Genomic DNA, 12,559 nt, shown 5'->3' with positions numbered 1-12,559 from the left:
CGGCCTCACCGGTGGCCGCCTCCCGGCAAGGTGCGCCCCGCCGCGCAAAGGCTGCCGGTCGCGGACTAGGCGTGTGCCTCAACCTCTCCGGCCATGACCTGGGGAGCGTTGGGAAGCAGTGACGAGAGGTTGTCCCGCACAAAGTCCGACGCCCTCGTGATCGACTCATCGGCACCGGCTTGGTCCCGGAAGACGCTGGTCGACAAGACCACTCCGTTCCCGGGATTGATCCAGTAGAAGGCCACGAAGCCGGGGATCTGGCGAACGAGGGGAATGAATCCCTCGTTCACGAGGCGGCCCACCTCGGTAGGATCGGTTACCCCTTCGTACCGGCGGACTGCTGCGTACATGGCGCTCCTTGCGGGTTCGGGGTGGATCCCTTGCTGAGACGCCATACCCGCACGGCAGTTGTCCGCCGCGCGAGGCGCTGGGCAATCACCGGAAAGGCTGCCTCCAGTGACGCCAATGGCGCCGCTCGGCGTCGAACGGGATGTCTGACACAGCCGCTCACGCATCGCTCACGCAAAAGGCCCCGGACGACGAGTCCGGGGCCGCTTCCGAACCCCCGAGAGGGTTCCGCTCCAGGTCAGGACCTGGAGCTGTGGTGGGCGCGGACGGTTTCGAACCGCCGACATCTGCTTTGTAAGAGCAGCGCTCTACCCCTGAGCTACGCACCCGTGGATGAGGCAACAGCGTACATGGCCCACCGGGCGGCGCCGCAAACCGTATGCGGGGCGCGGTACCGGAGGGCGCGGTGTACGGGGGGTATCCCCACCCCGGAGACGGTGGGCGGCCGGATCGGCTTCGGTGGTTTCCGTTCGTACGGTGGTGGCGCAGCCGGGACGCGGCACCGACGCCGCCCGGCCAGGACGCGCCGAGAGCCATCGGCTCGGCCGTAGGCTCCGGCAGCGCCAAAGGACTCTCTGGGGGGACGATCACCGTGGCCACACGCCATCACCGCTCTCGTACGCTTCTCGCCGCCGGCGGAGCCGTGCTCATCGCACTCGCCGTCAGCGGGTGCGGCGGCGCGAACGCCTCCGACGCCCCCGTCGAGACCAAGTCGTTCCCGTTCCAGGGGAAGACGCTCACCGTCGACACCGGGAACGCGGCGGTCGAACTCGTCCCCGCCGATGTGAAGGACGTCGAGGTGACCCGGCAGGTCGACGGCTGGGTGTTCATGGGCAGCGGGCCCCATGCCAGCTGGAAGATGACGGGCGACACGCTCACGCTCAAGGTGAAGTGCAGGGCCGTCGCGAGCAACTGCGAGTCGCTGCACAAGGTGAAGGTGCCGCGCGGGGTGGCGGTGACGCTGACGGGCGACAACGGGCAGATCACCGCCACCGGGTTCACCACCGCGCTGAAGCTGACCTCGGACAACGGCGCGATGACGGTACGGGACTCCAGCGGGCCGCTCGACCTGGAGAGCGACAACGGGAAGATCACGGCGGAGAACGTCTCCGCCAGGACCGTGACCGCGAAGTCGGGCAATGGAGCGATCCGGATCGGACTCGCCGTCGTACCGGACAGCGTGGACACCATCGCGGACAACGGCCGGATCGACATCCGTCTGCCCAGCTCGGGGACCTCCTACGCGGTGACCACCGCGACCGACAACGGCTCGGTCGAGGCCGGCGTACCGACCAGCAAGAGCAGCGCCCACATCCTGAAGGCCCGCACCGACAACGGGAAGATCACCATCCGAACCGCGAACTAACCGGCCCGTGTGTTCGTCTCTACCTGGTGGGACAATGAACCAGGCAGGGTGAACTCGGCACGGGAGAGGGATGTGACGGCGACACACGCGCAGCCGCACGCAGGAGCGAAAGCGAAAGCGAGTGCCGTCCGTGATGTCCTCACGTTGATGCTGTTGCCGGTGCCCCTGGTGGTGGCGGCGCTGCCGCTGACCTTCGCCGGCGGGGGTACGCGGAGGTGGTTCGGCGGCAGGGGCGAGAGCCAGCGCGCGGACGCGCAGGCGGCGAAGGACGCCGCGGCTGCCGCTTTCTACGAGCTGGACACGGCGCAGCGCGATCTGCGGATCTCGATAGAGACGATCACGGCGGTGGACAGCTCGCCGGGAGCCCGCAGGGCCGTGGAGGGATTCGCGGCGCTGGGGCAGCGGATCGACGAGGTGAGCCACGGCTATATCGAGGCCGTCGACGCGCACGATCTGGACCGCGACGATCTGGAGCCGTCCGCCGCGTCCAAGGCGCGCAACGAACTGACGAAGGCCAAGGACGAGCTGATCCGCGTCAAGGGCGATCTCGACCGGTTCGAGCAGGGGCTCGGGCCGCTGCTCGACAAGGCCGAGACGCAGCTGGCGCGGCTCGCCCCCGCCGTGGAGCGGGCGCGGCAGGCGCTGCTCGCCGCGAGCAACGCCCTCGACGCGGTGCGCGCCTCCGGTCTGCGGGCGGACGATCTCGCCGCCCGGCTCGCCGCGCTCGGGCCCGACCTGACGAAGCTCAACCAGGGCGCGGGGCAGCATGGCGTGGCGGAGACGCTCCAGCGCGCCGACCGGGTCCTGCGCGACGCCGAGGCAGTACGGGCCGAGGCGGCACGGCTGCCCGAGCGGGCCCAGGAGATCGACCGCCGGCTGGTGTCGCTCCGTACCCGCGCGCAGGCCCTGACGACCCGGGCGGGGACGGTGGAGCCGGTGCTCAGCGAGCTGCGCCGCCGGTTCACCGCGGCGTGCTGGCAGGACCTCCAGCAGGTCCCCGACCATGCGGCGACCAGCGTTCACCAGGCCGAGGAGAAGCTCAAGGAAGCCGGCACGGCACGCGAGGAGCAGCGGTGGGCCGACGCGACCTCGCTGCTCAGTACCGCGCGGGCGCTGCTGAACGGTACGGACGAGGCGGTCTCCGCCGCCGGTGACCGGCTGCGGCGGCTGAACGCCGTGTCGAAGGACCCGCAGCAGGAGATCGACCGCACCCGGTTCGCGATCCGGGACGCCCAGCGGCTGGCCATGACCGGGCGGAACACGCCCGAGCCCCGTCACGCACGTCCGCTGGACCAGTCCGTGGCCCGGCTGGACCGGGCGGTGGCCGCGCTGGAGGGCCGCCATCCCGATTACTGGCACTTCCTGACCGAGACCGAGGCGGTACGGCAGGCCGTGGCCCACGTGGTCTCGGAGATCCGCGAGGAGCGGGGCGCCGGGCACGGCACCTGAGTTGTCGGCGGCTCGTGACGGGCGGATGCTGGAACGAAGGAACGCCACCACTGAAGGAACGCCACCGCCGAAGGACCGCCACCGTCGAAGGAGGCCGCCCATGGCCACCCGAGTGCTCCATCCGCCGGCCCGGGGGCACGTCAGGCTCGACGCGCAGCTCCCCGTCGATCACCGGCTCAATCAGGTCTATCGCGTCGGGGCCGGGCTGATGGGGCTCATCCTGATGGCCTTCGGCATCCTCGGACTGATCGACAAGATCGGATTCTTCGACACCGGCGGTGCCACGGTCGCGGGCCTGAACACCAACGGCACGCTGAGCGTGCTGTCCATCTGCGTCGGGCTGATCCTCCTGATCGGCATGGTGATCGGCGGGAACACCGCGTCGACCCTGAACATGGTGCTCGGTGTCCTCTTCATCGCCAGCGGATTCGTCAATCTCGCTCTGCTGGACACCAGTTACAACTTCCTGGCGTTCCAGCTCCAGAACGTGCTCTTCAGCTTCGTGGTCGGCCTGCTGCTCATGTTCTTCGGGATGTACGGAAGGGTCAGCGGCGGGCTGCCGCACGACAATCCGTACTGGCGGGCCCGCCATCCGGAACAGGCGCGGCGCGAACAGCGCCTCAGGGCGAGAGGCCGCCAGGGCCAGGTGGGCGTCGGCTGAGGGCTGTCCTGTCCCGTGACAGGCCCTACCCTGGGCGCATGCCTCGCTACGAGTACCGCTGCCGTTCCTGTGGTGACACCTTCGAGCTGACCCGGCCGATGTCGGAGTCCGCGGCCCCCGCCGCGTGCCCCGAGGGACATGACGACACCGTGAAGCTCCTGTCCACCGTGGCGGTCGGCGGAACCGCGAAGGGCGGCGCCCCCACCCCCGCCCCGGCGGCCGGCGGTGGCGGCGGGGGCTGCTGCGGTGGCGGCTGCTGCGGCTGATCCGCCGGAGCACCGGTCCAGGACGCACCGGCCCTGACGCTGGAGTCCAGCGCCGGGGCCGGTGCGTCGTGATCAGGACGACCGTCAGGACAACCGGGTCAGCGCGCGCCGACCAGGGTGAACGTCGATCCGTTGGGCAGGGCGGTGATCGCCGCGCCGTTGGCGCCCAGCGGACGGCCGTACGCCCCGGGCACCTGCCCGAACGCGCTCCACTTCAGGTCCGTCCCACTGCTCGCGTGCCAGGTGTTGCCGTCCATGCCGACGGCCAGGAGCTGGGTGGACCCGTCCGGCAGGGCGGTCAGGGAGACGCCCAGGCCGCGCATGAGGTCATTGGGCTTCCACTCGAGTCCGTTCCAGGGGCCGTTGAGTCCCCCGCGCGGGGAACGGGTCGTCCAGTAGACGCCGTTGTCATTGCCGACGGCGGCGATCTGGATGACGTTGCCCGTCGTCACGGTCATGGCGAGGTCCTTGCCGGCGAAGGTGGGCGCGCCGCCCACTCCGGGCAGGGTCTGCCAGCCCTTGGTGGCGATGTCCCAGGATCCGTCGGCCAGGCGCTCCGCGATGCGCAGGGCGCCGTCCGCGCCGAACGCCGCCACCTTGACGGCGCCGGTCGGCAGTGCGGCGACGGCCATGTCCTTGGCCTTGAAGCGCCCGCTGTCGGGCCCGGCGATGGCCGCCCACCCGGTCCACGAACCGTCGGCGCGGCGGACGTTGTGGTTGAGGTAGCCGTCCTTGTCGATGGCGAGGAGCTGCGCGTCACCGTTGGGCGTGGACGTGATCGCGAGCGGTCCGCCGGGGAACCTCGCGTCGACCGCGTCGGTGTTGGGGCGCGCCCAGCCGGTCCACGAGCCGTCGGCGCGGCGGACGTTGTGGTACAGGCGCTTGTCGGGGCCGTACGCGATGACCTGGAGGTCGCCGTTGGGCATGGCGGTCACGGCGCGCTCGCCGCCGCCGAATTCGCGGACGCCGTATTCGAGTGAGGCATTGGTCCCGGGCAGCGGCTCCGCGGTGGTCCAGCTTCCGTCGGCCCTGCGCTCGGTGCCGACCAGCACGCCGGACTTCGTCGTCGGGGTGTTGTTGGCGATGATCGCCCGGCTCATGTCGCCGGAACCGATGATCGAGCCGTCGGCACGCCTGCCGCCCATGTTGACGTAGTCGATCTGGACGACGTTCGTGTTCCCGGCGATGTAGGAGTAGCGCCAGTCACCTTCCAGCAGCCGGAGCATGTTGGTGTTGTGCTCGCGGCCCAGCTGCACCATGTACGGCAGCTCGTCGGGGTTCCAGCTGAAGCCCTTGTTGGCGAAGTCGATCACCGCTTGGGGAAGCATGGTGTACGAGTCGACCCCGCCGGACAGGACGAAGAGCCTGTTCGGGTCGCCCTGCTGGGTTCTCAGCGACTTGTGGTTCTGGTTCAGCGCCTGGGCGCTGAGCTGGGTGGCCGCTGAGCCGTACGGCGAGGGGTTGCCGAAGAGGTTGTTGAGAAGGGCGACGGTGTCCTAGTTCTCCAGGTAGCTGTCCCGGGTCTCGACCCGGTCGCTGGGCCAGGCCCAGGTGTTGTTGGTGAGGCTCCGGGTGTCGATCAGGACGACGTTGGCGCCGGCCGCCATGAACTGGTTGTACGTGGACTTCGGCGACAGCTTGTTCCGGTCGGCCATCCGGGAGGTGCCGATCGCCTGGCCCAGCCGTTCCACGGCCTCGCGGTAGTCCTCGACGGCGGTGTCCCGGTCGGGCGAGGGGTCGGAGTCCGGCGGGGCCGCGGTTCGCAGCTCGATCGTGACGATCTCCTCCGGGTGGTCGCGGAGCCACTCGGCTATCTCGTTGATCTCGCCCTTGCGGCCGGTGACGGTGTCGTCGAGGAACAGGTTGCCGCGCGGGCCGCCGTGGTACGTGTACCACTGCCCGTTCTGCTTGCACAGCCGCAGATCCAGATAGCGCGAGCCGCTGTTGAGCTGCTCGATGATGGGCGAGTACTGCGTCACCGAGAGGTTGGCGGCGACCCCCGGGAACCTCTTCGCCATGGCGGCTTCCGAACCGGCGTCGCAGACGCCCGACGAAGGCGTGATGCTCCAGGATCCCGCGTCGTGGCTGCCGGGCATCACGATCTTGTTGAGCGGCCGGTCACCGATGACGCTCTTGATCTGCGACATCCACAGACGGGTGTTGATGGCGGCGGGGTCGATCGCGCCCACGGACGCCGAGGTCGCGGTGGTGGGGACGGCGGTGGCTGCGGCGGCCGGAGCCGGGACACCGGCCAAGGCCAGGCCGGCGGCGAGGGGGGCCAGCAGCGCGAGCGCGCTACGGCGAGGTAAAAGGTGACGGATCACTGTCCGGGATATCCATTCTTGAGATCGTGCCGTCTGTGCGACGCCCTTGGCCGGCCGGCGTGGCGACGGTGTCGTCGACAGGCCGACCGAGGGAAGTGAACGCGCACTCTCAGGTCGGCAGGGAATCTACGCGCGCTCACAGCACCATCACAGCCGCGACCGTTCCCGGTGTTTTTCGTGCAGGAAGTGTGCACCCGCATCGCAGTCGGGGGACAACCGGCGACGGGTTGCTTCTTCCCAGGCCAGGGGGAGTGTGCCGAGCTGTGGATGCCGCTCTCGGGCGGCGACGGCCGACCGGTGGAGCACATCTGATCGCTCGTCAAATCTGAGCAATACGGGGGCTCTTGTCCGACTTCGTGGCCGGGTCGGGCGACCGCTCGCCGGGTCCGGCCGGACCCGGGTCAGGCCGGGCCCGGGTCAGCCGCGCCCGGGGCAGCGGCGCGGGTGAGGCGTCGGAGGATCTCCTCTCCCGCCGCGACACCCGTCTGCGGGAGTACGTCGACATGCGGGGCGTTCCAGCCGCTGTCCGCGAGTTCGCCGTGGCCGGGGCGCCAGCCTTGGTCCGCGGCCAGCAGCAGGTCGGCGTCGAGCAGTGAGTCCCCCGCGGCGAGGGTGAGTTCGGCGCCGGTCCTGCGGGCCACCTCGCGCATCGCGGCGCTCTTGGTGAGCGGTCGCGGTACGGCATAGATCTTGCGGCCCTGGAGGGAGACGGTCCAGCCCCGGCCTCCGGCCCATTCGGCGAGTTCTTTCACCCAGCCCTCGGGAAGCAGGGCGCGGTCGACCACGAGATAGGCGAAGAGGTCTTCGGCGATCCGCTCCTTGAGGAGCCACGCGGGGTCGGCGGCGGCGAGCAGATGGGCGCGGACCTCGGCGAGGGGGGCGCACTCGTCGGCCAGCCGGTCGGCCACCCGGTTCCGCCAGACCGGGTCCGACACTCCGTCCACCAGCAGGTGGCCGCCGTTGGCGCAGATCGCGAACCGCGGCGCGGGGCCCGGCAGATGGATACGGCCGTACTGCTCACGGGTGCGGGTCGTCGTCGGTACGAAGACGGTGGCGCGGGCGAGCCCGTCGAGCAGTCCGGCGGCCGTCTCGGTCAGATACGACAGCGGTCTGCTCTCGTACACCTCGACGCAGAGCAGCCGGGGAGCCTCGGCGTCCGGCATCGGGAGCTGGAGCGCGGCGGCCGAATAGATCAGGGTGCGGTCCAGATCGCTGGCGACCAGGACGGACGGCCGCGCGGGGGTGCCCGAGGAGTGGGAGCCCGGGGCGTGGGAGAGGGTCACGGCGCGACGACCGCCTTGCCGTCCGCGCCGGTGGCGCCCCGGGTGTACCGCGGGTGGATGAGTCCGACGCAGGTGTACGGGAGGTCGTCGACCTCCTCGACGGGCACGCCGCGCTGCTCGGCCAGCAGCCGGACATGATCGAGGTCGGCGCCCGCGTCACGCTGGGCCAGGATCTTCCAGGGGACGCGGCGCAGCAGGACGCGGGTGGTCTCGCCGACACCGGGCTTGACGAGGTTCACATCGTGGATGCCGTACTCCTCACTGATCCGCTCGACGGCCGCCCAGCCCTCCCAGGTGGGCGCGCGGTCCGCCGAGAGCAGTTCCTTGACCTCGGCGTCGACGGCGTGGGTGACCTCGTCGAAGCGGGCCGCGACGGTGTCCAGGAAGTGGCCGGAGACATCGGCGCCGGCGAGTTCGCGATAGTGCTTCGCGCCGTGGAAGTCATGGGGGCCGACCAGGTCGGACCGGAGGACGGTACGGGAAATCAGGCCGGAGACCGTCGAGTTGAGACAGGCGGAGGGGATGAGGAAGTCCTCTCGGGTGCCATAGGTCCGCACGCAGCCGCCCGGATCGGCGAGGACCGCGATCTCGGGGTTGAATCCGCCGAACGCTTCGAGGGCCTGGGCGAGTTCGCGGGTGATCGCGCCCTTGCCGGTCCAGCCGTCGACGAAGACGACATCGGCGGGGTCGTGGTGGGCGGCGAGCCAGCGCAGGGCGTTGGCGTCGATACCCCGGCCACGCACGATCGAGACGGCGTAGTGCGGCAGGTCCAGGCCGTGCCGGTGCTGGGCCCAGCGGCGCATCAGGACACCGACCGGCGTGCCGGCGCGGGCCAGCGAGACCAGGACGGGGCGGGGGGACCGCTCGGCGAGCACCGTTTCGGTGACGGTGCCGACGGCCCGCGCGATCCGGGCCGCCGAGGTCTCCAGCGCGGCTTTGAAGAGCTCCTGGTACTGGGCGCTCGGCTGGTATTCGACGGGAAGGGATTCGGCGTAGTGCGCGCCACCGCTCTGTATGGCCTCCTCGCGCTCCTCCGTCGGGGCCTCCAGCTCCACCTCGGACAGGTCCTGGAGGAGCCAGCCCACGTCGTCGGGTGCGTAGGAGGAGAAGGCGGGGCCGCGAAGGGGCTCGGGCAGCATGGAGGGTTCCTGCCGTTCGGGGTCGTGCGAGGAGCGCGGGAGGCGCGCGGAGGCGGGGAGATACGAGGGGACCACGGCCAGGACCACCCGGGGTATGTGTGCGGCGAGCCGGGCCAGCAGACCGCCGGGGGCGTGCAGCTCGGGAGAGTCGGCCAGGGAGTCGACGACCGCCACGACGGCGTCGAAACCGGCGCCCGCGACGTTGTAGGCGTACCGGTCTCCGGTGCCGTCGCCGTCGGGGAAGGCCGCGGTGTCATGGGCCGGGAAGACGAGGCGGCTGCGGATCGCGTATCCGGGGTCGTTCACGGCCAGCACCGGCGACCGCGTGGTGGTGGAGAACCTCACCTCGGCGTCGCTGGAGCGCTCCAGCGCTTCGGCGAGCCGCAGGGGGGCGTACATCAGCTCCTCGAAGCCGAGCACGAGCACACGCCGGGCGTCGCCCAGCCCGGCGGCCGTCTCGGCCGCCATGGCGGGCAGCGCGGCCTCCAGGGCGGCCCGGTGGGCGGGGGTGAAGCCGTGGCGGCCCCCGTCGGGGACTCCGGCCGGCCACTCCAGGGCCACGCGGACCACTCCGGTCGTGTGCGCCTCGGGCAACCCGCGGACCTCGGGCGACGCATGGGCCTCGGGCGACGCACCGTCCTCAGGCGAACCGTGGGCCTCGGGCGAACCGGCGGCCGGGATGCCGTCCACGGGGCCCGGCGCGAGGGCCTCGGCCTCCTGCTCCGCCACCAGCGCCCGGCCCTTCTCCAGGACGCCGTCCGGGAGCCGGACCGTACCGGAGGCCAGGGCGATCAGGTCGACGCGGGCCCCGATCTCCTCCGCGAACTCCGCCAGCCGCCCCTGGTCGGCCGCCGAGCGCATGTCGACCAGGGCGACGATGACGTACCAGCCGCGCGGGTAGCGCTCGTGCAGGGCGCGGATGGTGTTGAGAACGGTGTTGCCGGTGGAGAACTCGTCGTCGACGAGGACCAGCGGACCGTCGGAGGCGAGCAGCTCCGGGTCCTCGGGGAGCAGCAGATGGGACGTGGCGTGCGAGTGCGACTCCTCGAAGCCGCCCGCCCTGGGGACACCCGGGACGGGCCGCCGGGTGGAGTGGAGATACGGGGCGTCGCGCACCCCGTCGGCGACCGAGTGGCCGAGTCCGGTCGCGGTCTCCGCGTAGCCGAGCACCACGGCCCGGTCCACCTCGGCGCCGAGCAGTCCGCGTACGCGCCCACCCAGCTCGACGCCGGTTCCGTGCACGACCCCGGGGCGCTGCGGGACGTGTTTGCCCAGCACGTTCGAGACGAGGAGGTGGGCCCGCTTGGGGTTGCGGCGCAGCGCGAGGCCCAGCAGATCCCGCAGACCCTCGCCGCCGGCGAGTTCGACGCCGAGCCGCTCGGCGACCCATGTGCCCGACCACACCATAGTGACGATCTCTTCCTTCGACGACGGTCCGGCCTGCCCGGTCCGAGTGGTCTGTTCCTGAACGTCCTGAACGTCCCGAACGCTCATGCGCCGAGTCCGGCGGTGAGCAGCTCCACGAAGCCGATGTCCTCCCGGGCGACGCCGAAGACCTCGGCCCGCAGAAGGGTGCGCTCGGCCCAGGCGCGGTGCGGCTTCACCTCATTCATCTTGTTCGTGTACGCGGAGCGCAGCACCCCGCCCCCGTCACGCTCCGGCCGCAGGATGTCCTGGGCGTCACTGAACTCCTCATGGCTGACCACGGAGAGTGCGTGGACCGGCGGGACATGGGAGGGATGGATACAGGTCTTGCCGAGCAGTCCGTTGGCCCGGTCCAGCTCGATCTCGCGCAGCAGTCCGTCGAGGTCGTGCTCGATCAGGGCGGTACGCAGTTCCTCGGCCCGGCCCTCAAGGAACGGGCTGCGCCGCAGCTGGGGCTTGAACATGCGCTCCTGGAGCCGGAAGTACTCCCAGACCGGCCCGGTGATCGTGAAGCCCGATCCGTCGGCACGTCCGAGTACGTTCACCACGTCCGCGATGACCCCGGCCACGATGCGTACGTCGTACGCCGTCATATCGGGCGACCGGCGCAGGCCGTACGCCGAGCAGAAGTCGGTCACACCGAGTCGCAGCGCGAGCACGCGGTCGCGGTACTTGTCGACGGCGGTCGCGATGCCGGTGAGCGTCCGGGTCCTGGTCTCCAGATGCAGCAGCTCGGGCGATTCGAGTACCGGCATCGCGTAGAGCGTGCGGCCACAGGCGCTCTCCGCCTCCGTGAGCGCCTCCAGGAAGGCCGTCCCGCGCTCCTCGGTGAACTTGGGTAGTACGAATCCGGACAGCAGCCGTATCGAGTCCCCCAGGCGCCGGACCAGATCGGATATCTGTCCCGGCTCACGCACGCGGACGAAGAGCAGCGGGGTGGCGACACCCCGCTCGGCGAGGTCGGCGAACTGCCGGACCAGATTGGTCTCGGCGACCTCGACCTCGGCGTCCTGGATGGAATCCTCCAGGCAGAGCACCATGGAGACGACTCCGCGCCCGGTCTGCTTCAGCACATCGTCCGCCAGCCGCGGCCGGGTGGCCGGGCTGTAGAGCGTGGCCCCGAGAGCGGCCGAGAGCAACCGCGCGGGCGAGTCCGCGGTGAACTCGCACGGCTCCTGATGGAACAGTGCCTGCCGAGCAGCGGTCGGGATATGCCCGAAATGACGCATCTGAATCCCCCGTACTGCCGTGATGGCCCGTCGGTCATGTGGCCGGTAATAGTACGTATGGGCGGGTGTCAAGAGTTCCCCCGCTACATGAAATCCTGGTTACTCGTCCGGTTCTCGTCCATGGCCCGGACGGAGCGGATCGGACTCTGGGCCCGCGTTGTCCCGGCGGGCGGCGGGAAGGCAGGATGGCGATATGACGCACGCGATGCTCAAGGGCTCGAACGTCCCCCTCGATGCCATGGCCGTACGAGCCGTGCTGCGCTGGTCCCCCGGTACCGGGGTTCCCGTGGTGGACGCTTCCGCCCTGCTGCTCGGGCACGACGGCCGGGTCCGTTCCGATGAGGACTTCGTCTTCTACAACCAGCCGCGCCATCCTTCCGGGCTGGTGCGGCGGCTGCCCAAGAAACAGGTCGGGGACGAGCTGACCGATGCCGTCGAGGCCAATCTCGCGGCGCTCGACCCCTCGGTCGACCAGGTGGTACTCGCGGCCTCCTCCGATGGTGCGAGCTTCCATCATGTGACCGATCTGCGGATCCTGCTCTATGACGCGGCGGCGGCCGACGGCGAGCCGCTGGCCGTCTTCGAGATCCGGCCGGAGACCGGCGAGGAGACCGCGATCATCTGCGGCGAGCTGTACCGGCGCGGGGGCGGCTGGAAATTCCGCGCGGTGGGCCAGGGATATCCGACCGGTCTGGACGGTCTGGCCACCGCCTTCGGCATTCTGGTGGACGAGACGGAAGAGGCCGCCGCGGACGCGGCGCCCGGTGCCTCCGAGGAAGCCACCGTGGCCGTGGCCCCGGACAGGCCGCTGCCGCCTCCCCCGGCGCTGCCGCCCACCCAGCCGGTCGCACAGCCCGCGTACGGGTACCCGCAGCCTCCCCTGCCGTCGGCCCAGCCGCCGTACGGCTATCCCCAGCCCGTGTCGTCCCCGCGGCCGGCGTACGGCTATCCGCAGCCGGCCGCTGCCGCCGCGCCCGCCCCCGATCCGAACTTCCGGCTGCCCCCCATGGGGCCGCAGTTCATCCGCCCGTAGACGCCGGTGCGGGCACCCGGACCGGTGCCCGCACCG

The 12,559-nt window shown here is 70.8% G+C and carries 11 protein-coding genes and 1 tRNA gene; 5 read left to right on the top strand and 7 right to left on the bottom strand.

Features of this window, described 5'->3' with window-relative positions; genetic code table 11:
- Positions 1 to 65: 65 nt before the first annotated feature.
- On the bottom strand, positions 66 to 350 hold the full coding sequence (locus tag CU044_RS13120) for a hypothetical protein (RefSeq protein WP_129768723.1): 285 nt from the start codon (positions 348 to 350) through the stop codon (positions 66 to 68).
- A gap of 252 nt (positions 351 to 602) precedes the next feature.
- A tRNA-Val gene (locus tag CU044_RS13115) sits at positions 603 to 677 on the bottom strand.
- Between the two features lie 263 nt (positions 678 to 940).
- Between CU044_RS13115 and CU044_RS13110 the strand changes: the two genes are divergently transcribed.
- From CU044_RS13110 to CU044_RS13095, 4 genes are all read left to right on the top strand, one after another.
- A complete protein-coding gene (locus CU044_RS13110) occupies positions 941 to 1,714 on the top strand; it encodes a DUF4097 family beta strand repeat-containing protein (RefSeq protein WP_345790132.1) in 774 nt (257 codons plus the stop codon).
- Between the two features lie 72 nt (positions 1,715 to 1,786).
- Complete coding sequence (locus CU044_RS13105; RefSeq protein WP_129768721.1) at positions 1,787 to 3,163, top strand: hypothetical protein; 1,377 nt, start codon at positions 1,787 to 1,789, stop codon at positions 3,161 to 3,163.
- Between the two features lie 100 nt (positions 3,164 to 3,263).
- Positions 3,264 to 3,824, top strand: a complete 561-nt coding sequence (locus CU044_RS13100; RefSeq protein ID WP_129768720.1) for a DUF4383 domain-containing protein — start codon at positions 3,264 to 3,266, stop codon at positions 3,822 to 3,824.
- 38 nt (positions 3,825 to 3,862) lie between these two features.
- Positions 3,863 to 4,090 carry a zinc ribbon domain-containing protein gene (locus CU044_RS13095; RefSeq protein ID WP_129768719.1) on the top strand — a complete coding sequence of 76 codons (228 nt, stop codon included), beginning with the start codon at positions 3,863 to 3,865 and terminating at the stop codon, positions 4,088 to 4,090.
- Positions 4,091 to 4,188: 98 nt separating this feature from the next.
- Here CU044_RS13095 and CU044_RS13090 read toward each other — a convergent pair whose 3' ends face one another.
- The 5 genes from CU044_RS13090 to CU044_RS13070 all read right to left on the bottom strand — a co-directional run bounded on the left by CU044_RS13090 (position 4,189) and on the right by CU044_RS13070 (position 11,490).
- Positions 4,189 to 5,418, bottom strand: coding sequence for a hypothetical protein (locus CU044_RS13090; RefSeq protein WP_129768718.1), 1,230 nt, complete (start codon positions 5,416 to 5,418; stop codon positions 4,189 to 4,191).
- A 168-nt stretch (positions 5,419 to 5,586) separates the two neighbouring features.
- The gene (locus CU044_RS13085; protein WP_129768717.1) at positions 5,587 to 6,414 is read right to left on the bottom strand and encodes a hypothetical protein; all 828 of its coding nucleotides are present in this window, start codon (positions 6,412 to 6,414) and stop codon (positions 5,587 to 5,589) included.
- 401 nt (positions 6,415 to 6,815) lie between these two features.
- Positions 6,816 to 7,577: an HAD family hydrolase gene (locus tag CU044_RS13080; RefSeq protein ID WP_345790134.1), complete on the bottom strand. Its 762-nt coding sequence runs from the start codon at positions 7,575 to 7,577 to the stop codon at positions 6,816 to 6,818.
- 116 nt (positions 7,578 to 7,693) lie between these two features.
- A complete protein-coding gene (locus tag CU044_RS13075) occupies positions 7,694 to 10,243 on the bottom strand; it encodes a phosphoribosyltransferase (RefSeq protein ID WP_129768794.1) in 2,550 nt (849 codons plus the stop codon).
- Between the two features lie 83 nt (positions 10,244 to 10,326).
- The gene (locus tag CU044_RS13070) at positions 10,327 to 11,490 is read right to left on the bottom strand and encodes an HpcH/HpaI aldolase/citrate lyase family protein (RefSeq protein ID WP_129768715.1); all 1,164 of its coding nucleotides are present in this window, start codon (positions 11,488 to 11,490) and stop codon (positions 10,327 to 10,329) included.
- A gap of 193 nt (positions 11,491 to 11,683) precedes the next feature.
- On the opposite strand from CU044_RS13070, the gene CU044_RS13065 reads away from it, so the two are divergent.
- Positions 11,684 to 12,523: a TerD family protein gene (locus tag CU044_RS13065; RefSeq protein WP_129768714.1), complete on the top strand. Its 840-nt coding sequence runs from the start codon at positions 11,684 to 11,686 to the stop codon at positions 12,521 to 12,523.
- Positions 12,524 to 12,559 lie beyond the last annotated feature (36 nt).

The sequence above is a fragment of the Streptomyces sp. L-9-10 genome (genome assembly GCF_004151105.1).
Classification (GTDB): Bacteria; Actinomycetota; Actinomycetes; order Streptomycetales; family Streptomycetaceae; genus Streptomyces.
Note: the sequence above shows the minus strand (reverse complement) of the source record. Positions and strands in the feature narration are given on the sequence as shown.